Origin of the sequence: Allobosea sp. LjRoot90 (assembly GCF_964254315.1) — a bacterium.
In the GTDB taxonomy this organism is placed as follows: Bacteria; Pseudomonadota; Alphaproteobacteria; order Rhizobiales; family Beijerinckiaceae; genus Allobosea.
In genome coordinates this window covers 147,543-166,683 of the sequence record NZ_CAXUTF020000006.1, presented here as the reverse complement: position 1 = coordinate 166,683, position 19,141 = coordinate 147,543, and the positions used below count along the sequence as shown (strand labels likewise).

Here is a 19,141-nt window from a genome sequence, read left to right as displayed (position 1 = left end):
GGGAGCGGATCATGAGCCTGACGACCCCCTCCACCGTCCGCCCGTTGCCCGAAGTCACCTGGGGCCGCGTCCGCCAGTCGCGCCGCACCGCCGACCGGCTGATGAAGGTCACGGCCACGACCTTCACCCTGCTCGCCATCTTCGTGCTGTTCTGGATCCTCGGCATGCTGGTCGTGAAGGGCCTTGGCGGGCTCTCCGCCGCGACCTTCACCCAGATCACGCCCGGGCCCGGCTCCGAGGGCGGCGGCCTCGCCAACGCCATCGTCGGCTCGGTCGTGCTGACCTTCCTCGGCATCGTCGTGGCGACGCCGATCGGCGTGCTCGCCGGCACCTACCTCGCCGAATATGGCAAGGGCTCGAAGCTCGCCGAGCTGATCCGCTTCATCAACGACATCCTGCTCTCGGCGCCCTCGATCCTGATCGGCCTGTTCGTCTACGTGATCATGGTCGAGCCGTTCCGCGGCTATTCCGGCTGGGCGGGCGGTGTCGCGCTCGGCATCATCGCGATCCCGGTGATCGTGCGCACCACCGAGGACATGCTGCGGCTCGTGCCCGGCCCGCTGCGCGAGGCCGGCTCGGCGCTCGGTGCTCCGCCCTCGGTCGTGATCACCTCGATCACCTGGCGGGCGGCGAAGTCCGGCATGGTCACCGGCATCCTGCTGGCGCTCGCCCGCATCGCCGGCGAGACCGCGCCGCTGATCTTCACCGCGCTCAACAACAATTTCTGGTTCTCGCCGAGCCTGCTCGGCGGCGTCTCCAACCTGCCGGTGACGATCTACCAGTTCGCCTCCGCCCCTTACGAGAACTGGCAGCAGCTCGCCTGGGCGGGGTCGCTGATCATCACCGTCTCAATCCTCATACTTTCCATCATCGCCCGGCGCATCGTGCGCGGCGGCAAGTAATCAGCGTCCGATCGGAAGGACCATGCAGATGCTTTCGACCCTGGAATTGAGCCCGCAGACGCTGGACGTCGACGCTCCCGTCCGCATCGCCGTCAAGAACCTGGATTTCTATTACGGTGAGCACAAGGCGCTGAAGAACGTCAATCTCGACTTCCGCGACCGGCACGTCACGGCGCTGATCGGCCCCTCCGGCTGCGGCAAGTCGACCCTGCTGCGCATCTTCAACCGGATCTACTCGCTCTATCCGGAGCAGAAGGCGACCGGCGAGATCCTGCTCGACGGCCGCAATGTCATCGCCAACGACATCGATGTGAACGAGCTGCGCTCGCGCATCGGCATGGTCTTCCAGAAGCCGACGCCGTTCCCGATGTCGATCTACGACAATGTCGCCTTCGGTATCCGCCTCTACGAGAAGCCGCCGAAGTCGGAGCTCGACGACCGCGTCGAGGGCGCGCTGCGCCGCGCCGCCCTCTGGGACGAGGTCAAGGACAAGCTGAAGAGCTCCGGCATGGGCCTCTCGGGCGGCCAGCAGCAGCGCCTCTGCATCGCGCGCACTATCGCGCAGAAGCCCGAGGTGATCCTGTTCGACGAGCCGACCTCGGCGCTCGACCCGATCTCGACCGGCAAGATCGAGGACCTGCTCGAGCAGCTCAAGGCCGACTTCACCATCGTCATCGTCACCCACAACATGCAGCAGGCGGCCCGCATCTCGCAGTACACCGCCTTCATGTATCTCGGTGAGGTGATCGAGTTCGACGCCACCAACAACATCTTCATGAACCCGCATAAGAAGCAGACGCAGGACTACGTCACCGGCCGTTTCGGCTGACGTCCGCAAGTCCGCTCGCCTCCGTCACAGGATACGCCCCGATGTCCGACCATATCGTCCGCTCCTACGACGCCGATCTCGAAGGGCTGCGCCGCAGCCTCGCCGAGATGGGCGGCATGTCCGAGCGCATGCTCGGCGACTCGACCGTGGCGCTGGTGCGCCGCGACACCGCGCTCGCCCAGAAGATCATCAGCGCCGACCAGCGCCTCGACAATCTCCAGCGCGATGTCGAGGAGAAGGCGGTGCTGACCATCGCCCGGCGCCAGCCGCTCGCCAACGACCTGCGCGAGCTGATCTCGGCGATCCGCATCGCCGCCGATATCGAGCGCGTCGGCGACCTCGCCAAGAACATCGCCAAGCGCGCCGTCGCCATCTCCGGCCAGTTCTCGCCGCCGCATCGGGCCGTCGTCGGTCTCGAGCATATGAGCCGCCTGGTCCAGGCCCAGCTCAAGGACGTGCTCGACGCCTATGCCGCCAGCAACGAGCAGAAGGCGATGGAGGTCTGGCGCCGCGACGACGAGATCGACGCGCTCTACACCTCGCTGTTCCGCGAACTCCTGACCTACATGATGGAGGACCCGCGCAACATCACCTTCTGCACGCACCTTCTGTTCTGTGCCAAGAATGTCGAGCGCATCGGCGACCACACCACCAACATCGCCGAGACCATCCATTATCTCGTCACCGGCCAGTCCATAGACGAGACCCGGCCGAAGCTCGACACCACCAACATCCTCGTCGACTTGCCAACGGCCAATGGCTGAACCGGCCCAGGATTGAACGGACGCTGACATGCCCGCACGCATCCTGATCGTCGAGGACGAGGAGCCGCTGACCCTGCTCCTGCGCTATAATCTCGAGGCCGAAGGCTTCGAGGTCGACAGCGTGGCGCGCGGCGACGATGCCGAGCTCCATCTGCGCGATCACACGCCGGACCTCGTCCTGCTCGACTGGATGCTGCCCGGCCTCTCCGGCATCGAGCTCTGCCGGCGCCTGCGCACGCGGCGCGATACCGAGCGCGTGCCGATCATCATGCTGACGGCGCGCGGCGAGGAGACTGAGCGCGTGCGCGGCCTCGCCACCGGCGCCGACGATTATGTCGTCAAGCCGTTCTCGTTGCCCGAGCTGATCGCCCGCATCCAGGCGCTGCTGCGCCGGGCCAAGCCCGGCCATGTCGCCGGCCTGCTCGCGGCCGGTGATCTCGAGCTCGACCGCACGACGCGGCGCGTCCGCAGGGCCGGCGCCGAGCTGCATCTCGGGCCGACCGAATTCCGCCTGCTCGAATTCCTGATGCAGGCGCCCGGCCGCGTCTATTCGCGCGCGCAACTGCTCGACGCGGTCTGGGGCCGCGACGTCTATATCGACGAGCGCACCGTCGACGTCCATGTCGGGCGCCTGCGCAAGGCGATCACCCCGGCCAATGCCAAGGATCCGCTGCGTACCGTGCGCGGCGCCGGCTACGCCTTCGACGAGACCTTTGCGCGCGCCTGACGCTTCCGTCAGCGCGGCGCTGCGACGATGACCGCTGCACCGGCGAGGCAGAGCGCCGCGCCGGCTAGATCGTAGCGATCCGGTGCGACCTTCTCGATGAGCGCCATCCAGGCCAGCGACGCGACGATATAAACACCGCCATAAGCGGCGAAGGCGCGCCCGGCCGCAGGGCTGTCGACCAGCGTCAGCAGCCAGGCGAAGGTTGCGAGCGCGACCAGACCCGGCAGCAGCCACCAAACTGGCTTGTCCAGTTTCAGCCAGGCCCAGAAGGCGAAGCAGCCGGCGATCTCGGCCAGCGCCGCTCCCGCATAGATCGCGAGCGTAGCCATTACGTGCCCGGCCCGAAGGCTGCGGCCAGCCGAGCGAAGGCTGGGCGATAGGCCTCAGACGCCAGCGGCGTCAGCAATTGGGCCTCGCCGAAAGTGAACCAGCCGATCTCGCTATGTTCGTCATTGCTGATCGCGGGTTCGCCGCCGGTCCATTCGGTCACAGTGAACAGATGCCACAGCGCGGGGGTGACGCCGTCCGTCTCCGTCGTCTCGATGGTCTCGAAATGGCGAAAGCTTGTCGGCGTGATGTCGATCTCCTCCTGAAGCTCGCGGACAAGCGCCGTCTCCGCCGCCTCGCCGGGCTCGAGGTGACCACCAATCGTATCCCAGCAGGATGGGCGGTTCCGGCGATGCGGCGACCTCAGCCCCAGCAGGAGCCGCCCCTCCCTGATCGGCAGGGCGCAGGCGTATTCGATCGGGCTAGGTCCGGGGATGTTCATGGATGCCTCGTGCATCGAACCTGGCCGTCGACGAAAAAAGCCGGCCCAGGGGCCGGCTTCTGTAACCGTTTAATCGGCGGCGGTCGTCAGGCGCGGATCACCTTGCGATCGCGGCGCCGATCGCCAGCCGGCTGGTAGGCGATGCGGGCGTGATAGGCGCAATAGGGCATTCCGGTCGTGCTGCGGCCGCCGCAGAAGCGGAATTCCGGGGTGGTCGGGTCGCCCATCGGCCAGCGGCACATATATTCGCGCAGTTCCATGATGGTGACCCGCTCGGAGAACGGCACGACCACGTCCTCGGACGGAGCCGGCTCGCGCGCGACCTGCGCTTCGGCTTCGATCTCCGGCGCGAACTGCGGGGCGAGCGCGGTATTGCCGCGGGTCAAGCCGGCGCCGCCAGCACTGTGATGGCCGGCCGGGTGGCTCGGCGGGCGGGCCACCGGCTTGCGCGGGCGCGGTGTCGCCGAGCCCGGGCTCTTGGCGCGGCCCGACAGGCCGAGGCGATGCACCTTGCCGATGACGGCATTGCGCGTGACGCTGCCGAGCTCCGCTGCGATCTGGCTCGCGCTCAGGCCGTCGTTCCAGAGCTTCTTCAGCAGTTCGACGCGTTCCTCGGTCCAGGCTCCGGCTTCGGTCATGGAGTTGCACCTGTCTTCGTCATGCCCCGCCGGCGCGCCGGCGAGGCATAGGGAAAGATCATGGCGGAATCCGATACCGGCAGCCTCCGTTGCTGAACGGAAGCCGTTACGCCCGGGACTGACGATACTGGAGACGCCGCACGAGATGTCGTATCTGACGAGAGGGACCATACAATATGGCCTGACTCGGCCACAAGAGTCGCCGAATCGTAATCCGGCTTTTCCCCAGCCAATCACCGCAGACGGCGAAACGGTGAGTCTATTCGGCAACGCTGCCGAGAGGTCAGCTGCGATTGACAGGGCAGGGACGGTTTTGCATAGTCGCTTCACGCAGCCGCCCCTATCGGGCGGCGCTTATGTTTTTGAGCGATCGGGACTTTCCATCGATGCGGCTTGACGCGCGACGAGACGGCGGGAACGGCCAGCGACGATAATGTCGCCGGCGGGTCGCATCATGCCGGCATCATGCCGAGAGCGCTCCGCATCTCCGTTCCCGACTTGAGGTTCCGCGTTTCCTCCCTGTTTCGCCGCAAGGATTTCGCTCCATGAGCACCGCTCCCGTTTCTGCCGCTTCCTCCGTTCTCCTGCCGACCTATGCCCGCGCCCCGATCGCTCTCGAGCGTGGCGAAGGCGCCTGGGCGATTGCCACCGACGGCCAGCGCTATCTCGATTTCGGCGCCGGCATCGCCGTCAACTCGCTCGGCCATGCCCATCCGCATCTGGTCGAGGCGCTGACCAGCCAGGCGCAGCGCATCTGGCACACCTCGAACCTCTACACGATGCCGGACGGCGAGAAGCTGGCGCGCCGGCTCTGCGAGGCGACCTTCGCCGAGCGCGTCTTCTTCACCAATTCGGGCGCCGAGGCGAACGAGTGCGCGATCAAGATGGCGCGCAAGTACCATGCTGCGAAGGGCAACCCCGAGCGCTACCGGATCGTCACCTTCGAGGGCGCCTTCCATGGCCGCACGCTCGCGACCATCGCCGCCGGCGGCCAGCAGAAATACATCGACGGTTTCGGCCCCAAGGTCGACGGCTTCGACCAGGTGCCCTTCGACGACGAGAAGGCGCTGAAGGCGGCGATTACGCTGGAGACGGCAGCCTTGATGATCGAGCCGATCCAGGGCGAGGGTGGCCTGCGCTCGGTGCCGATGCGTGTCCTCAAGCAGCTGCGCGAGCTTTGCGACGAGCACGGCCTGATGCTGATCTTCGACGAGATCCAGACAGGTGTCGGCCGCACCGGCAAGTTCTTCGCTTATGAGCATTACGGTGTCGCCCCTGACATCATGTCGATCGCCAAGGGCATCGGCGGCGGCTTCCCGATGGGCGCCTGCCTCGCGACTGAAGAGGCGGCTTCCGGCATGACGCTCGGCACGCACGGCACCACCTTCGGCGGCAACCCGCTCGCCATGGCGGTCGGCAATGCCGTGCTCGACGTCATCCTGGCGCCGGGCTTCCTCGATCAGGTCCAGAAGACGGCGCTGCGCCTGCGCCAGTCGCTGGCCCAGCTCAAGGATCACCACCCGGACGTGATCGAGGAGATCCGCGGCGAGGGTCTGATGCTCGGCCTCAAGCTCAGGACGCCGAACACCGATTTCGTCGCCCAGGCGCGGGCCGCCGGCCTGCTCGTGGTCGCGGCCGGCGACAATGTCGTGCGCCTGCTGCCGCCGCTGATCATCGGCGAGAGCGAGGTAGCCGAGGCGGTGGCGCGGCTCGACAAGGCGGCGGGCGCGGTCGAGGCCGAGCTCGCCCGGCCGGCGGCGGAATGAGCATGGGGACTCCAGTGCGTCATTTTCTCGATCTCTCGGATTTTTCCGCCGGGGAGCTCCGCGCCATCCTCAAGGCCGGTGAGGAGATCAAGACCCGTCGGCGTACGCCCGACGCGGCCGGCGACCGTCTGCTCGAGGGCAAGGTCATCGCCATGATCTTCGAGCAGCCTTCGCTCCGGACCCGCGTCTCCTTCGATGTCGGTATCCGTGAGCTCGGAGGCTCGCCGATGATGGTGACCGGCCAGGAGATCGAGCTCGGCGAGCGCGAGACCATCGCCGATACGGCGCGCGTGCTCTCACGCTATGTCGATGCGATCATGATCCGCATGCTCGACCATGACGCCGTGGTCGAGATGGCGAAATACGCCACCGTGCCGGTGATCAACGGTCTGACCAAGCGCCAGCATCCCTGCCAGGTCATGGCCGACGTCATGACCTTCGAGGAGCGCAAGGGCTCGATCAAGGGCAAGCGCATCGCCTGGACCGGTGACACCAACAATGTCCTGACCTCCTGGGTCCATGCCGCCGGCCGACTCGATTTCGAGCTCGCCATCGCGACACCCGAGGAGCTCGCGCCCCCGCCTGCTTTGCTCGACTGGGCCCGCAAGCAGGGCGCGAAGCTGCAGCTGACCAGCCGGCCCGAAGCTGCGGTCGAGGGCGCCGATTGCGTCATCACCGATTGCTGGGTCTCGATGGGTGACGCGGAAGGCACGCGCCACAACCTGCTGCGGCCCTATCAGGTCGACGAGCGCCTGCTCGGCCGCGCCGAAAAGGACGCGATCTTCATGCACTGCCTGCCGGCGTCGCGTGGCGAGGAGGTGACGGATCAGGTCATGGACGGCCCGCAATCGGCTGTTTTCGACGAGGCTGAGAACCGGCTGCATGCCCAGAAGGGCATCCTCGCCTGGTGCTTCGGCGCGGTCGCGGCCTGATGGGCGACGGTTCGCCAGCCGGCGCACCTGACGATCGGGTGCTGCCTTTCGCCGTGCCCGAGCTCGATGTCCGCGGCCGGGTCGTCAGGCTCGGCCCCTCGCTCGATCGGATACTCGAACGGCATCACTATCCTGAGCCCGTCGCGCGCGTTCTCGCCGAGGCTGCGGCGCTGACAGTCATGCTCGGCACGACGCTCAAGGGCGAGGGTCGTTTCCAGCTCCAGACCAAGAGCGACGGGCCGGTCTCGATGCTGGTCGTCGACTTCAACGCGCCCGACTGCTACCGCGCCATGGCCCGCTACGACGCCGATCAGCTGGCGGCTGCGATCGATACGAAAGCGGTCTCGACCGGGGAACTGCTCGGCAAGGGCCATCTCGCCATGACCGTCGACCAGGGGACGGAGGCGACGCGCTATCAGGGCGTCGTCGCGCTCGACGGACAGAGCCTGGAAGAGGCCGGCCACCAGTATTTCCGCCAGTCCGAGCAGATCCCGAGCCGTATCCGCCTCGGCGTCGGCACGGTCCTGACCGGCCGCGGCCTGGCCTGGCGCGCCGGCGGTTTGATCGTCCAGTTCATGCCGAATTCGCCCGACCGAATGCGCGCCGCCGATCTCCATCCCGGCGATGCGCCGGAAGGGCACGAAATCCTCGCCGCGGACAATGATGACGGCATCAGCGACGACGCCTGGGCCGAGGCGCGCTCGCTGGTCGAGACGGTGGAGCATCACGAATTGCTCGATCCTCTGCTGGAGAGCGAGCGCCTGCTCTACCGGCTCTTCCATGAGCGCGGCGCCCACGTCTTCGAGCCGGTCGCGGTGCACGAGGCCTGCCGCTGCTCGCGCGAGCGCGTGCTCGGCATGCTCAAAGGCTTCTCGGCCGATGACCGCAAGGCGATGATCGCCGATGACGGCACGCTCGGCGTCACCTGCGAATTCTGCTCGCGCCGCTACAGCTTCGACCCGGCCGAGGTCGAGGTGGAGATCTCGGCGGGGCAGTGAGGGCTCCCCTTCTCCCCTTGCGGGAGAAGGTGGCGCGAGCGCCGGATGAGGGGGTTCGCGACGACTGCCGACTTCCACTTGTTAAATGCGGACTACGGAGAGGGGTGTACGACCCCTCATCCGTCAGCGCTGCGCGCTGCCACCTTCTCCCGCAAGGGGAGAAGGAAGGGACCTACGCCCGGCACTCGGCCATCAGCCGGCGCATGAAGGCCTCGCCGGCGGCGAACTGCTCCAGCGTGATGTATTCGTCCGGCTGGTGTGCCTGGTCGATCGAGCCCGGCCCGCAGACGATGGTCGGCAGTCCGGCGCGCTGGAAATGCCCGGCCTCGGTGGCGTAGGCGACGGCGATGGTGCTGTTGCGCCCGGCAAGGCGCATCACGAGCGTCTCGGCTTCCGAACCGGGATCGGGTGCGAGGCCCGGCACGTCCGAACTCATCACCGTCTCGATCGCCGCCGATGGCGCGGTCTTGCGCATGCGCGCCAGCACCTCCTGCGACAGCGCGGCGAAGCGGGCCGGCACCTCCTGCGGGTCGGAGCCCGGCAGCGTGCGCACCTCCCAGGCGAGATCGCAGCGATCGGCCAGGATGTTGCGGGCGATGCCGCCATGGAACTTGCCGATATGGACGGTGTCGTAGGGCGGATCGAAGCGGCCGCTCTCGTCGAGGCGGCCTTCGTGCTCGTCGGCCATGGCGACGAGGCCGGCGGCGAGCCGCGTCCCGGCATGGACGGCACTGGCGCCGAGATGCGGCTTCGAGGAATGCGCGGCAAAGCCGGTGATGGTGGTGAAGAAGGTGCGGATGCCCTTATGCGCGTCGGCGAGTTCGAGCGAGGTCGGCTCGCCGACGATGACGGCGCGCGGCCGCGGCAGGCTCTTGCCCATCGCGGCGATGCCGTCGACGACGCCGAGGCAGGTCACCTCCTCGTCATAGGAGAAGAACAGGTGGATCGGTGTCTTGAGGTTGGCTGCTAGGAAATCCGGCACCAGCGCCAGCGCCAGCGCGACGAAGCCCTTCATGTCGACAGAGCCGCGGCCATAGGCCCGGCCGTCCTCGACATGCAGCGTGAACGGATCGCGCGACCGGGCCTGGCCTTCGACCGGCACGACATCGGTATGGCCGGAGAGGACGATGCCGCCCTTGTCCTGCGGGCCGATCGTGGCGAAGAGCGCGGCTTTGTCGCCGGTCTCGTTCGGGAAGCGCACGCAGGGCACGCCCCAGCCCGTGAGGTAGTCCTCGACGAAGGCGATGAGGTCGAGATTAGATTTATGGCTCACCGTGTCGAAGGCGACGAGGCGGGCAAGCATGTCGAGCGGCTGGTAGCGCTGCCCGGTCGGTGTTGTCGCGTTCAATGCAGGACCTTCTTCACATAGGGCGAGTCGAGCGGGAAAAGCGGCACCTCGACGTCGAAGATCACGCCGTCCTCACCGAGCATGGCGTAGAAGCCGCGCATGCTGCCGTCGGGCGTCATCAGCGGGCAGCCGGAGGTGTAGCTGAAGCGCTCGCCCGGTTGCAGCACCGGCTGCTGGCCGATCACACCGTCGCCGCGGACCTCGTGCACCTCGCCGCGTCCGTCGGTGATGAACCAGTGGCGCGTCATCAGCTGCATCGTGCGCGGCGAGAAATTCTCGATCTCGATCGTGTAGGCCCAGAAATAGCGGCTCTGGTCGGGCGTGGACTCAGAGTCCATGAATTTGGGCGAGGCGGTTACGCGCACGCCATGCGTTTCGGCCTGGTACATGATCGCGGTTCCGTGCCGGCAGGGCGGGAAGGCCTTGTTATGACCTGCGTCGGCGCAGCGTCAATGCCACCGGCCGGTTGTACTTGCGGGCCAGCCCGGCGGCGAGCGGGCATGTGGACAACGCGACGTCGGACTCGCCAGCCGCGCCGCGCCGCGGCAAGAAGAGCGGTCAATCTCGCGGCGGGCTGGCTTTGCTCCGCACTTCACAAGGTGGTCTGATAGCGCCATGGCAAATGCGCCTGACATGCTGGTCGATTTCGTCGAGCCGTCCGCTTCGCTCAGCGGACCGTCCGGCGTGCTGCCGCGTCAGGATATTCGCAAGCTCGTCCAGCGCGGCATGATTCGTTCGATCTCGGGCGCCTTCGTCGAGAGTCAGTACCAGCCGGCGAGCATCGACCTGCGGCTCGGCCACAAGGCTTATCGCGTTCGCGCCAGCTTCCTGCCCGGGCCGAACAAGACCGTCGAGCAGGCGCTGTCGGACCTGACCCAGGACGAATTCTCGCTCGAGGACGGCGCCATCCTCGAGAAGAACTGCGTCTATGTCGTCGAACTGATGGAATCGCTCGATGATCTGCCGACCACGATCTCTGCCTTCGCCAATCCGAAGAGCTCGACTGGCCGGCTCGACGTCTTCACCCGCCTGATCGCCGATCGCGCCAGCATGTTCGACACCGTGCCTGGTGGTTATTCGGGCAAGCTCTACGCCGAGATTTCGCCGGCGAGCTTCTCGATCAAAGTGCGCAAGGGTAGCCGGCTGAATCAGCTACGCTTCCGGCGGCGCAATTCCGGCCAAGAGGAGGCAGCGGGCTTTCGCGTCTCCGACAAGGATCTGCGCGACATTCACAAAGAGACGCCGCTGGTCGACGGCATTCCGGTCATCCAGAATGGGCTGCAGTTCAGCATCCATCTCGCCGGCTCTCATAGCGGCGAGACGATCGGTTATCAGGCTCAACGCTTTACCGACGTGATCGATGTCGACCGCATCGCCCACTATGCGATCGACGATTTCTGGACGCCGATCACCGCCAAGTCGAACAAGCGCCTGATCCTCGACCCGCACCAGTTCTACATCCTCGCCTCCAAGGAAAAGCTGCATATCCCGGCCGAATACGCAGCCGAAATGGCGCCGATCGACCCGACGATGGGCGAGTTTCGCGTCCACTATGCCGGCTTCTTCGATCCCGGCTTCGGCGTCGGGGCCGACGGCGCGCCGGGCTCGCGCGGCGTGCTCGAAGTCCGCAGCCACGAGGTGCCTTTCCTGCTGGAGGACGGGCAGGTCGTTGGCCGCCTCGCCTTCGAGCGCATGGCGGCGGCGCCGGATGCGCTCTACGGCGCAATCGGCACCTCGAACTATCAGGGCCAGGCGCTGAAGCTCTCCAAGCATTTCCGCAGCTAGCTTCTGCCCAAGAACCGCTGGCTCGGCGCGGTCAGCTCAAGTCTTCGTTAGCCGCAGATTCCTGTTTTGCCAGCGATTGTTACCCGAACGGCAACCTTCGGGGCGACATGGTGGCGATTCCGTGTCAGATGGCAGCAAGCGCGGAGGACGCCGCCGGCCCCAGGCCTGCGGCGTGTTCATGCTTGTGTCACCAGCGGGGCGCAGTTGACGGCCTCCCGCTCAATGGCTTTTCTAGCCAAACGTCTACAGGGAAAGGATTTCTCATGCGCGCCCTCATCATCGCCGGCGTTCTCGCCGCCGGCCTCGCCGGCTGCCAGTCCGTCGAGCAATCGGCGGCCGAGTCCGACCAGGTCTGCATCGATGCCGGCCATCGCCCCGGCACCCGCGCTTTCGAGCGCTGCCGCAGCGAGGTCTTCCAGAGCTTCCGTCGCTCCAACGCCCAGGCCAGCAACGCAGTCGCGGCCGGTGTCGTCGCCGGCGCCGTCGGTGGCGCGGTCATCGCCGCTTCATCGCGCTCGCGTTACGGCTACGGTTATGGCTACGGCTGCGGCTATTACGGCTGCTACTAAGACGCCCCGCGTCTGAACCAAGCCGCGCCGGGCGACAGGGGCCCGGCGCGGTTTTTCGTTTGACGGTCGGAAATCTCCGATCGGCCGGCTTGCGGCCGGCAGCCCGGCCCGGCTATACGGGCAGGAGTGCGGGCGTAGTTCAGTGGTAGAACGTCAGCTTCCCAAGCTGAATGTCGTCGGTTCGATCCCGATCGCCCGCTCCAAATTTCCTTTAATTTCAATTAGTTGCTGGAGATTTTATCTCGCCGAGGGGAGGGTTTCGGACGAGAACAACCTTTCATGATTTCAATATGTTAGTGCCGCGCGTTCCTTTCACGCGCCTGACTTCTGCTTCCGACCCTGAGCTGAGATTTTCTGCCACGGGGACGAGGTTTTCACTATCCGCAAAGGGGCGATAGCTTACGCATCGCCGGATGGGTTTGTTCTGAACTTCGCCATATTGATCTTACTAGCCCGAAGATCAGCGATAGCCTGCTCGAAATCCTGTGCGGTGCCGGCATCCCACGGTTGGCCATGGGCATCGATCTCCATCCCAGACAACAGATCAACCAAATCAAGAGCTTGGCAACGCTGATGGTTTATCTCGATAAACCGAAAAGCGATCATGAATGCCTCAAACTTGTCGAACTTCTCCATCCAAAATTCTCCGTGAGATGGACAGCTGCATTGCTCCACTAGATTCATCGCTCTGATGAAGAACAAGAGACATTCACGGGAGCCGATTCCTACCCATCCCGGCCGTTCGCGAACGTCGGCTTCCGACCCATTGCCGACATTGCCGATTGGGGGTCAGATGCGTTTCTCCCCTGGGGTCGAGATAAACATGCTTGATAGAAGCACCGCTCAAGAGGCTCGCGACCACATTTTGGAAGCCTTCCAGCACATCAATCGAAGCTGGCACCTTATTGAAGGCCGACTCCCCGATGCGACTTTCCGAGAAATGAAACGAACGGCGGGCACAGTTATTGGAATGCTCGACTATGACTATCTATGCCGCATTTTCGAGCTGTTTCCCGACCTTGATGATGTCGGGGAAGCTCATCGCCTCGCCCCCCTCGGCGGAGAGAGAGACCAAGAGTAGTCTAGATAGATTCGCTTCCGACCCATTGCCCAAATTTGTTTTGTCGCTGTTCGATTGGGGAACGCAGGCACATTAGATCAATGGCTTGGCGCCGCTTCCCAAGCTGAATGTCGTCGGTTCGATCCTGATCGCCCGCTCCAATTTTCCGATATTGTCGAGCGTTCCGCTTCTTCGGCGTGCCCCTGCGGCACGAACGCCGCTTCCGAAGGAGCCCGGCCGGCGCTAGATTGTCCGGATGAGCGCACCTCCACAGACCGAGATGCAGGATGCAGCGCCGAGCCCGCGCTTCGGGCTCTGGTTGCTCGGCGGCGGCTTCGGCCTGTTGCTGCTGGCAGGCCTGCTGCTCTGGTGGCGCGAGGGCGATCGTCTGTTCACCGACGGGCTGATCGCCGCGCTCCTCGCCTGCTTCTGAGCGGCGCTTCGCCCGCATTCGAGGATGTCCCCCGTGAATCGCCGCCTGCTCCTGCCCCTGCTGGTCTTCGTGCTCGGCGCTGCCGCGCTCGCCGCAGCCGCCTTCATCACCTTCGCGCCCGGCTCCCGTCAGGGCGGGCAGAGCCTTGCCTCAAGTGTCGGCGGGCCGTTCACGCTCACCAGCGGCGAGGGCAAGACACTGACCGACAAGGATCTGCGCGGCGCGCCCTTCCTGGTCTTCTTCGGCTTCACCCATTGTCCCGACATCTGCCCGACCAAGCTGTTCGAGATTTCGGAAGTGCTGCGGGCGGCCGGAGCCAAGGGTGAAAAACTCAAGGCACTCTTCGTCACGGTCGATCCGGAGCGCGACACGGCCGAGACGATGAAGAGCTATCTCGGCTCCTTCGACCCGCGCATCGTCGGGCTGACCGGCGAGCGCGCTGCGATCGATGCGACGATCAAGGCCTACCGCGCCTATGCCCGCAAGGTGCCGCTCAAGGATGGCGACTACACCATGGACCATACCGCCCTGGTCTATCTGATGGACAAGAATGGCGGCTTCGTCGGTGCCTTCAATATCGAGCGCCCGCCCGCAGAGGCGGCGCAGGAATGGCTGCGCCATCTCTAGGCACGTCAGGTTAGGTCCGATTGCGATAGCGCGACGAGCGGGCTAGGCCGTGCGTCGTCTTGTGCCAGCCGAACCGGTCATGGAAGTAATCGTAGAGCGCGAGCCAGGCTGCAAGCGAGGCGAGCAGATAGTAGATCGGCAGGGCCGGAAGCCAGCGCCATAGATCGACCGCGCCGCGGCGCCAGGCGCCGAGGGCGGGCACGAGAAAAGCTGCACAGATTCCGCTTCCGGCCAGCCCCAGCGCGAGTGCGGAAAGCATTAGTTCCAGTGAACTGCCAGGCGAAAGCAGCGAGCCGTCGAGCACCGCCACCACCGTTGTTGCAATGAACAGCGGATAGAGAAGCGTGCCGAGCACGGTGCCCAGCACCAGCGCCAAAAAGGTCAGCGCGGCAGTGAAGCCAGCCTCGCGCAGGAGGCGGTCCGGCCGCAACAGGTGGCTGATCAGCGTCTGCAGATGACCCTTGAGCCAGCGGCGGCGCTGCTTAAGCCAGGCCGGCAGGTGATGTGGGGCCTCTTCCAGCGTGCGGCAGGGTAGGTCGGCCATGTAGCCGCCGGCGCGGACAAGGCGGAAGCCGATATCGGCGTCCTCCGTGACGTTCCAGGGATCCCAGCCGCCGACCCGTCGCAGCGCCTCGGTCCGGAAATGGTTCGAGGTGCCGCCGAGCATGATCGGCAAGCCCGATTGCAGCAGGCCGGGGTTGAGCACGTCGAACAATCCGGCGTATTCAAGCGCGAAACAGCCGGCGAGCCAGCCGTCATCAGGGTTGTCGATGACGAGATGAGCTTGCAGGCAGACGAGTTCAGGATCCGAGCGCAGGAACCGGGCCGCCGCCAGGCGCAGTTGCCGGGGATCGGGAACGTCCTCGGCGTCGAAGATGGTGAACAGCTCGCCGCGCGCCTCGGCCAGAGCCAGGTTGAGCGCGCGGGGCTTGGTTTGGGGAATCCCGCGCGGGACGATCATGACCTGCATGAAGGGCGGAAGTACGCGCGCTGCAAGGGCGCGTCGCAAGCCCCAATCGATTTCCTCGACGAGGATGCGGATGTCGAGCTTGGCGGCGGGGTAGTCGAGGGCCGACAGTGCCTCGATCAGTTGGTCGAGCACCGCCTCCTCACCGAAGATCGGGACCGCGACGGTGTAGACCGGCAGCCGGCTGTCGTCGATCTGCCAGCGATGCTCGAGCCAGAGATCGGCGGGTGGCTTCTCGATCAGGGCTGCGAGGCGCAGGATCACGGTGGCGAAGAAGAGTGGGCCAAGCGTCAGTGCCAGCCCGATCAATGTCGCGACTGGTGCGAACATGCCGATCGCGCCGAGAACGCCGATGAGGAGAAAGGCCATGACCTTCTGGACCCAGCTCATGCCGGTTCTGGCACTGAAGCGCTGTAGCCCCGCTTCATCCACCCAGGCTACTTCGCGGGCCAGCGCCCCGGCATTGACGCGCCGCAACTCTGCCGACAGCGCCGACGGGGTCATGACCACAATATCCTTGCGGTCATAAGGTTTTGCAGCAAGGAAGCGGCGCAACGCTGGCCCGGGCTGCGGCGCGGCGGCAAAGCGCACGGGGCTTTCCAAGTGAGTGCTGACGGCAGCCATGCCTTCGCGCAGGGTCGCCGAGACGTTTCCACCCGGCTGCAAGGGTGGTGGGCGGGTTTGGAAACGGAGTCCGAGATCAGCGGCCAGTGCCCGGTAGAACAGCTCTTCGCTGACGAGGCCGGATGCGATGACCTGCCGGCTTGGTGAGACGCCGATCCGCTCCGAGACCCTGGCCGCCTCCCGCAATTGCGCAGGTGGGACACCTTGCTCAGCCAGAAACGCGATCTCTGCGGGCAAGCCGAACGCGTATGCTCGGCCTGCGCCGGCTTGCGGCCAAGCTTGAGCCCTCATCCCCGCTCCCCCAGCCGCAACTGATGGCTCCGCCAGCTGGCAGCAACTTATGGTTGCTTATCGGTACGTCGGAGTCGAGTCCCGGCACGAGGCGTGGATGACAGAGGAGCCTGGTTGTCAGCGGTGCCCAGACTCTCGGCTGATCATTTGTATACAAATAAAAAGAGCGGCCGTGTCTCAGGGGATTTGCCCCGATACCGGTGACTGCTGGTGCCAATGGCGGATCGCCTTGTGCTCTGTGCTTCGGCGTCCGAGGCACTAGCGCGCACCGCAAGTCGGTGATTTCACGCCGAATTCTGCTGGTGCAGCTCTGTTTGAGGCCCGTTCGATTTCGCGGTTGCGAACGGTTTTTGGCGCGATAGTCTCGCTTCCGCGCTGCGGCCTGCAGTCTGCAATTCGTCGATCTCAAATCGCTTGACAAGCTTCGACTCCATTGAGATCGTTGTTTGCATACAAATGAAATTTGGACGCGAACGTCCGGCCTGCTGCAACGATAACGATCGGCGGCTTGCCTCAATGGGAGAGTGACATGACCGCTTGGCTTGGCCTGACTTCGTTCAACCGTCTCGCGGCCATGGCCGCTGCGGCCGTGCTCACTCTGCAGGCGCCGGCACGCGCCGAGGAAATTTCCGTCACCCAATGGGGCGCGAGCCTCTACGGCGCGCCCTATGCGGTCGCGATGGAGAAGGGCCTGTTCAAGCAGGCCGGCATCGACATCACCGGCATCATCGGCTCGGGCGGTGGCGGCACCACGGTCCGCAACATTCTCGCGAGTGCGACACCCTATGGCGAGGTTGCCGTCTCCGCCGCGCTCGCCGCCAAGGCGCAGGGGCTCGACCTGATCATCGTCAACACCGGCACGCGTAGCGTCGCCGAGGCCTCGATGGTCGTCATGCCGGACTCGCCGCTCAAGAGCGTCGAGGACCTCGCCGGCAAGAAGGTCGCGATCACCTCGCCGAAATCGGTCTCGGAAATGCTGCTGCTGATGGTGCTGCGCGAGAAGGGCGTCGATCAGGGCAAGGTCCAGCGCGTCGCCGCCGGCGGCTATGTCCCGGCGTTGACCATGCTCGAGCAGAGCGCGGTCGTCGGTTCGGTGCTGATCGAGCCGCTCTCGATCATCCGCAAGGACAAGTACCGCACGCTCTACAGGGCCGGCGACATCCTGAAGCCGATGACCACCTCGGTCGGCATCACCACGCGCAAATTCGCGCAGGAGAACCCGGAGAAGCTCAAGGCGATCATCGCCGGCCGCCGCGCCGGGGTGCAGGCGATCTACAAGGACCCGGCCGAGACCGCCAAGATCATCGAGAAGCTCTATAAGCTCGAGCCGGCGATCGCCAAGGAAGCGGTCGACAACATGATCGGGCCGAAAATGTGGAGCGAGGGCGAGTTCAGCGTCGCCGAGCTCAACCGCATGGTCGAGGGTCTCAAGCTGATCGGCGAGGTCAAGGCCGATGTCGACTGGTCGACCGTCCTGGACAAGTCCTATCTGCCCGCCGACCTGCAGGCGAAGCAATGAGCGCGGCGGCATCGGGGGCCAAGATCGTGCCGCTCACGCCCCAGACCGCAGCCGTTGAAGCTCACGCCAGGCTGCGCGGCGTCACCCGCGTCTTCGATCTACCGAAATCGACCTTGCATGCGCTCGGCCCGGTCGATCTCGATCTCGCCAAGGGCGAGTTCTTCTCGGTGGTCGGTCCGTCCGGTTGCGGCAAGTCGACCCTGCTCGATATTCTCGCCGGCCTGAGCGAGCCGCAAGCCGGCACGGCCGAGTTCGAGGGCAAGCCAATCAGGGGCGTGCCCGATGGTGTCGGCGTCGTCTTCCAGGAGGACGCGTCGTTCCCCTGGCTCAGCGTGCGCGACAATGTCGCTTTCGGTCTAAGACGTGCCGGCGTCGATCCGGCCGAGATTACCCGCCGCGTCGACTATGCCGTCGGCTTCATGGGGCTGAAGGACTTCGCCGGCTCCTATCCCGCCCAGCTCTCCGGCGGCATGCGCCAGCGGGTTTGCATTGCTCGGACCCTGGTCCTGCAGCCCAGATTGATCCTGCTCGACGAGCCTTTCGGCGCGCTCGATCAGCAGACCCGCCTGCTGATGGGCGACGAACTGCTGCGGCTCTGGCGCGAAACCTCCGCCACCGTGCTGCTTATCACCCACGCCCTCGACGAGGCGGCGATGCTGTCGGACCGCGTCGGCGTGATGTCGACAAGGCCCGGCACCTTCATCGATTTCGTCGAGACCGGCTGGGAACGGGACCGCGACAGCCGCGTCGTCTCGACCCCGCATTTCGGCGACATCACCGCCCGGCTCTGGGAAAAGCTGCGCATCGAGGCGCTGAAGATCATGTCGGCCGGAAAGGCCTGAGCCATGTCCGAGAAATGGCTGCGCGTTGCGGTCGTCACCGCGATGATCCTGCTGGTCGAGGCGCTCTGCCGCGTCGACATCATCCCGCGCATGGTGATGATCGCCCCGTCCGAGATGGTGGTCGAGCTCGGCAAGATCCTCGCCTCCGGGCAGTTCTCGGCCGATATCCAGATTACCTTCACCAATATCGCGATCTCGACCGTGCTCTCGGTGCTGCTCGGTTTCGCAGCCGGGGTGATCATCTACTCGCTACCGAGCCTGCGCGATGCGATCGAGCCGCTGCTGGCGAGCTATTACGCCGTCCCGACCTTCGTTTTCTATCCGATCTTCATCACTCTCTTTGGCGTCGGCTCGGCCTCGATCATCGCGATCGCGGTGCTGCTCGCGGTCGTCTCGATGGTCACCGCGACGCTGAGCGGGCTCGACCGCATCCCGCGCGTGCTGCGCAAGACCGGCCAGATCTACCGGATGTCGCGGGTCAAGACCGCGCTGCTGATCGAGCTGCCGGCGGCGATGCCCTATCTCTTCACCGGGGTGAAGCTCTCGGTCGCCTACTCCTTCATCGGCGTCATCGCCTCGGAGTTCATCCTGTCGGGGGCCGGTATCGGCTACGCCATCGCCTATGCCTACAACCTGTTCGAGAACGGGCACATGTACGCGCTGATGCTGCTCGTCCTGATCACCGTGACCGTCGTCAACACCCTCCTCAACATTGTCGATCGGCGCCTCCAGGCGCGCCGGCAGCGGTGAC

22 protein-coding genes and 1 tRNA gene are annotated in these 19,141 nt (G+C 65.4%); 16 read left to right on the top strand and 7 right to left on the bottom strand.

Annotation, left to right across the window (positions count from 1 at the left end; translation table 11 throughout):
• Positions 1-11 precede the first annotated feature (11 nt).
• Genes pstA through phoB form a run of 4 tightly spaced genes read left to right on the top strand, consistent with a single transcriptional unit; the run spans position 12 to position 3,222 of the window.
• Entirely contained in the window at positions 12-902 is an 891-nt protein-coding gene (pstA, locus tag ACSQ3M_RS21460) for a phosphate ABC transporter permease PstA (protein ID WP_436152101.1), read from the top strand.
• Positions 903-924: 22 nt separating this feature from the next.
• Entirely contained in the window at positions 925-1,731 is an 807-nt protein-coding gene (pstB, locus tag ACSQ3M_RS21455; protein ID WP_436152100.1) for a phosphate ABC transporter ATP-binding protein PstB, read from the top strand.
• Positions 1,732-1,772: 41 nt separating this feature from the next.
• Positions 1,773-2,495, top strand: coding sequence for a phosphate signaling complex protein PhoU (gene phoU / locus ACSQ3M_RS21450; protein WP_436152099.1), 723 nt, complete (start codon positions 1,773-1,775; stop codon positions 2,493-2,495).
• A gap of 28 nt (positions 2,496-2,523) precedes the next feature.
• Positions 2,524-3,222, top strand: a complete 699-nt coding sequence (gene phoB / locus ACSQ3M_RS21445) for a phosphate regulon transcriptional regulator PhoB (protein WP_436097491.1) — start codon at positions 2,524-2,526, stop codon at positions 3,220-3,222.
• Between the two features lie 8 nt (positions 3,223-3,230).
• Here the strand turns inward: phoB and ACSQ3M_RS21440 are convergent, their stop codons facing one another.
• From ACSQ3M_RS21440 to ACSQ3M_RS21430, 3 genes are all read right to left on the bottom strand, one after another.
• The gene (locus tag ACSQ3M_RS21440) at positions 3,231-3,551 is read right to left on the bottom strand and encodes a YnfA family protein (protein ID WP_436152098.1); all 321 of its coding nucleotides are present in this window, start codon (positions 3,549-3,551) and stop codon (positions 3,231-3,233) included.
• Positions 3,551-3,991 carry an NUDIX hydrolase gene (locus ACSQ3M_RS21435; protein WP_436152097.1) on the bottom strand — a complete coding sequence of 147 codons (441 nt, stop codon included), beginning with the start codon at positions 3,989-3,991 and terminating at the stop codon, positions 3,551-3,553. The genes ACSQ3M_RS21440 and ACSQ3M_RS21435 overlap by 1 nt, the downstream gene beginning before the upstream one ends.
• Positions 3,992-4,077: 86 nt before the next feature.
• Complete coding sequence (locus ACSQ3M_RS21430; RefSeq protein ID WP_436152096.1) at positions 4,078-4,629, bottom strand: GcrA family cell cycle regulator; 552 nt, start codon at positions 4,627-4,629, stop codon at positions 4,078-4,080.
• Positions 4,630-5,174: 545 nt separating this feature from the next.
• On the opposite strand from ACSQ3M_RS21430, the gene ACSQ3M_RS21425 reads away from it, so the two are divergent.
• From ACSQ3M_RS21425 to ACSQ3M_RS21415, 3 genes are read left to right on the top strand one after another with little or no spacing between them, the layout of a single operon-like run.
• Positions 5,175-6,395, top strand: a complete 1,221-nt coding sequence (locus ACSQ3M_RS21425) for an aspartate aminotransferase family protein (protein ID WP_436152095.1) — start codon at positions 5,175-5,177, stop codon at positions 6,393-6,395.
• 2 nt (positions 6,396-6,397) lie between these two features.
• Entirely contained in the window at positions 6,398-7,327 is a 930-nt protein-coding gene (gene argF, locus ACSQ3M_RS21420) for an ornithine carbamoyltransferase (protein ID WP_436152094.1), read from the top strand.
• Positions 7,327-8,325 carry an Hsp33 family molecular chaperone gene (locus ACSQ3M_RS21415; protein WP_436152256.1) on the top strand — a complete coding sequence of 333 codons (999 nt, stop codon included), beginning with the start codon at positions 7,327-7,329 and terminating at the stop codon, positions 8,323-8,325. The genes argF and ACSQ3M_RS21415 overlap by 1 nt, the downstream gene beginning before the upstream one ends.
• Positions 8,326-8,497: 172 nt before the next feature.
• Here ACSQ3M_RS21415 and argE read toward each other — a convergent pair whose 3' ends face one another.
• Together argE and apaG are read right to left on the bottom strand one after the other, a co-directional pair.
• Entirely contained in the window at positions 8,498-9,673 is a 1,176-nt protein-coding gene (argE, locus tag ACSQ3M_RS21410; RefSeq protein ID WP_436152093.1) for an acetylornithine deacetylase, read from the bottom strand.
• Complete coding sequence (apaG, locus tag ACSQ3M_RS21405) at positions 9,670-10,062, bottom strand: Co2+/Mg2+ efflux protein ApaG (protein ID WP_284167453.1); 393 nt, start codon at positions 10,060-10,062, stop codon at positions 9,670-9,672. Before apaG ends, argE begins: the two co-directional genes overlap by 4 nt.
• A gap of 226 nt (positions 10,063-10,288) precedes the next feature.
• On the opposite strand from apaG, the gene ACSQ3M_RS21400 reads away from it, so the two are divergent.
• From ACSQ3M_RS21400 to ACSQ3M_RS21390, 3 genes are all read left to right on the top strand, one after another.
• Complete coding sequence (locus tag ACSQ3M_RS21400; protein WP_436152092.1) at positions 10,289-11,458, top strand: 2'-deoxycytidine 5'-triphosphate deaminase; 1,170 nt, start codon at positions 10,289-10,291, stop codon at positions 11,456-11,458.
• 263 nt (positions 11,459-11,721) lie between these two features.
• A complete protein-coding gene (locus ACSQ3M_RS21395; RefSeq protein ID WP_436152091.1) occupies positions 11,722-12,027 on the top strand; it encodes a hypothetical protein in 306 nt (101 codons plus the stop codon).
• Between the two features lie 128 nt (positions 12,028-12,155).
• Positions 12,156-12,230, top strand: a tRNA-Gly gene (locus ACSQ3M_RS21390).
• A 196-nt stretch (positions 12,231-12,426) separates the two neighbouring features.
• Here ACSQ3M_RS21390 and ACSQ3M_RS21385 read toward each other — a convergent pair.
• The gene (locus ACSQ3M_RS21385) at positions 12,427-12,663 is read right to left on the bottom strand and encodes a hypothetical protein (RefSeq protein ID WP_436152090.1); all 237 of its coding nucleotides are present in this window, start codon (positions 12,661-12,663) and stop codon (positions 12,427-12,429) included.
• A gap of 187 nt (positions 12,664-12,850) precedes the next feature.
• On the opposite strand from ACSQ3M_RS21385, the gene ACSQ3M_RS21380 reads away from it, so the two are divergent.
• The 3 genes from ACSQ3M_RS21380 to ACSQ3M_RS21370 all read left to right on the top strand — a co-directional run bounded on the left by ACSQ3M_RS21380 (position 12,851) and on the right by ACSQ3M_RS21370 (position 14,147).
• On the top strand, positions 12,851-13,108 hold the full coding sequence (locus ACSQ3M_RS21380) for a hypothetical protein (RefSeq protein ID WP_436152089.1): 258 nt from the start codon (positions 12,851-12,853) through the stop codon (positions 13,106-13,108).
• A 235-nt stretch (positions 13,109-13,343) separates the two neighbouring features.
• Positions 13,344-13,520 (top strand): hypothetical protein, encoded by a 177-nt coding sequence (locus ACSQ3M_RS21375; RefSeq protein WP_436152088.1) that lies wholly within the window; start codon positions 13,344-13,346, stop codon positions 13,518-13,520.
• Positions 13,521-13,544: 24 nt separating this feature from the next.
• A complete protein-coding gene (locus ACSQ3M_RS21370) occupies positions 13,545-14,147 on the top strand; it encodes an SCO family protein (protein ID WP_436152087.1) in 603 nt (200 codons plus the stop codon).
• Between the two features lie 10 nt (positions 14,148-14,157).
• On the opposite strand, the gene ACSQ3M_RS21365 is transcribed toward ACSQ3M_RS21370, so the two are convergent.
• Positions 14,158-15,618 (bottom strand): glycosyltransferase family 2 protein, encoded by a 1,461-nt coding sequence (locus tag ACSQ3M_RS21365; RefSeq protein WP_436152086.1) that lies wholly within the window; start codon positions 15,616-15,618, stop codon positions 14,158-14,160.
• 940 nt (positions 15,619-16,558) lie between these two features.
• Between ACSQ3M_RS21365 and ACSQ3M_RS21360 the strand changes: the two genes are divergently transcribed.
• From ACSQ3M_RS21360 to ACSQ3M_RS21350, 3 genes are read left to right on the top strand one after another with little or no spacing between them, the layout of a single operon-like run.
• Positions 16,559-17,548 carry an ABC transporter substrate-binding protein gene (locus ACSQ3M_RS21360; protein WP_436152085.1) on the top strand — a complete coding sequence of 330 codons (990 nt, stop codon included), beginning with the start codon at positions 16,559-16,561 and terminating at the stop codon, positions 17,546-17,548.
• Entirely contained in the window at positions 17,545-18,390 is an 846-nt protein-coding gene (locus tag ACSQ3M_RS21355; RefSeq protein ID WP_436152084.1) for an ABC transporter ATP-binding protein, read from the top strand. Before ACSQ3M_RS21360 ends, ACSQ3M_RS21355 begins: the two co-directional genes overlap by 4 nt.
• Before the next feature lie 3 nt (positions 18,391-18,393).
• The gene (locus ACSQ3M_RS21350; RefSeq protein ID WP_436152083.1) at positions 18,394-19,140 is read left to right on the top strand and encodes an ABC transporter permease; all 747 of its coding nucleotides are present in this window, start codon (positions 18,394-18,396) and stop codon (positions 19,138-19,140) included.
• The last annotated feature ends 1 nt before the right edge of the window (position 19,141 follow it).

Bases quoted from the DNA above. Each gene is read 5' to 3' on its own strand.
- pstA (WP_436152101.1), top strand. From the start codon at position 12: ATGAGCCTGACGACCCCCTCCACCGTCCGCCCGTTGCCCGAAGTCACC.
- pstB (WP_436152100.1), top strand. From the start codon at position 925: ATGCAGATGCTTTCGACCCTGGAATTGAGCCCGCAGACGCTGGACGTC.
- phoU (WP_436152099.1), top strand. From the start codon at position 1,773: ATGTCCGACCATATCGTCCGCTCCTACGACGCCGATCTCGAAGGGCTG.
- phoB (WP_436097491.1), top strand. From the start codon at position 2,524: ATGCCCGCACGCATCCTGATCGTCGAGGACGAGGAGCCGCTGACCCTG.
- ACSQ3M_RS21440 (WP_436152098.1), bottom strand. From the start codon at position 3,551: ATGGCTACGCTCGCGATCTATGCGGGAGCGGCGCTGGCCGAGATCGCC.
- ACSQ3M_RS21435 (WP_436152097.1), bottom strand. From the start codon at position 3,991: ATGAACATCCCCGGACCTAGCCCGATCGAATACGCCTGCGCCCTGCCG.
- ACSQ3M_RS21430 (WP_436152096.1), bottom strand. From the start codon at position 4,629: ATGACCGAAGCCGGAGCCTGGACCGAGGAACGCGTCGAACTGCTGAAG.
- ACSQ3M_RS21425 (WP_436152095.1), top strand. From the start codon at position 5,175: ATGAGCACCGCTCCCGTTTCTGCCGCTTCCTCCGTTCTCCTGCCGACC.
- argF (WP_436152094.1), top strand. From the start codon at position 6,398: ATGGGGACTCCAGTGCGTCATTTTCTCGATCTCTCGGATTTTTCCGCC.
- ACSQ3M_RS21415 (WP_436152256.1), top strand. From the start codon at position 7,327: ATGGGCGACGGTTCGCCAGCCGGCGCACCTGACGATCGGGTGCTGCCT.
- apaG (WP_284167453.1), bottom strand. From the start codon at position 10,062: ATGTACCAGGCCGAAACGCATGGCGTGCGCGTAACCGCCTCGCCCAAA.
- ACSQ3M_RS21400 (WP_436152092.1), top strand. From the start codon at position 10,289: ATGGCAAATGCGCCTGACATGCTGGTCGATTTCGTCGAGCCGTCCGCT.
- ACSQ3M_RS21395 (WP_436152091.1), top strand. From the start codon at position 11,722: ATGCGCGCCCTCATCATCGCCGGCGTTCTCGCCGCCGGCCTCGCCGGC.
- ACSQ3M_RS21385 (WP_436152090.1), bottom strand. From the start codon at position 12,663: ATGGAGAAGTTCGACAAGTTTGAGGCATTCATGATCGCTTTTCGGTTT.
- ACSQ3M_RS21380 (WP_436152089.1), top strand. From the start codon at position 12,851: ATGCTTGATAGAAGCACCGCTCAAGAGGCTCGCGACCACATTTTGGAA.
- ACSQ3M_RS21375 (WP_436152088.1), top strand. From the start codon at position 13,344: ATGAGCGCACCTCCACAGACCGAGATGCAGGATGCAGCGCCGAGCCCG.
- ACSQ3M_RS21370 (WP_436152087.1), top strand. From the start codon at position 13,545: ATGTCCCCCGTGAATCGCCGCCTGCTCCTGCCCCTGCTGGTCTTCGTG.
- ACSQ3M_RS21365 (WP_436152086.1), bottom strand. From the start codon at position 15,618: ATGACCCCGTCGGCGCTGTCGGCAGAGTTGCGGCGCGTCAATGCCGGG.
- ACSQ3M_RS21360 (WP_436152085.1), top strand. From the start codon at position 16,559: ATGACCGCTTGGCTTGGCCTGACTTCGTTCAACCGTCTCGCGGCCATG.
- ACSQ3M_RS21355 (WP_436152084.1), top strand. From the start codon at position 17,545: ATGAGCGCGGCGGCATCGGGGGCCAAGATCGTGCCGCTCACGCCCCAG.
- ACSQ3M_RS21350 (WP_436152083.1), top strand. From the start codon at position 18,394: ATGTCCGAGAAATGGCTGCGCGTTGCGGTCGTCACCGCGATGATCCTG.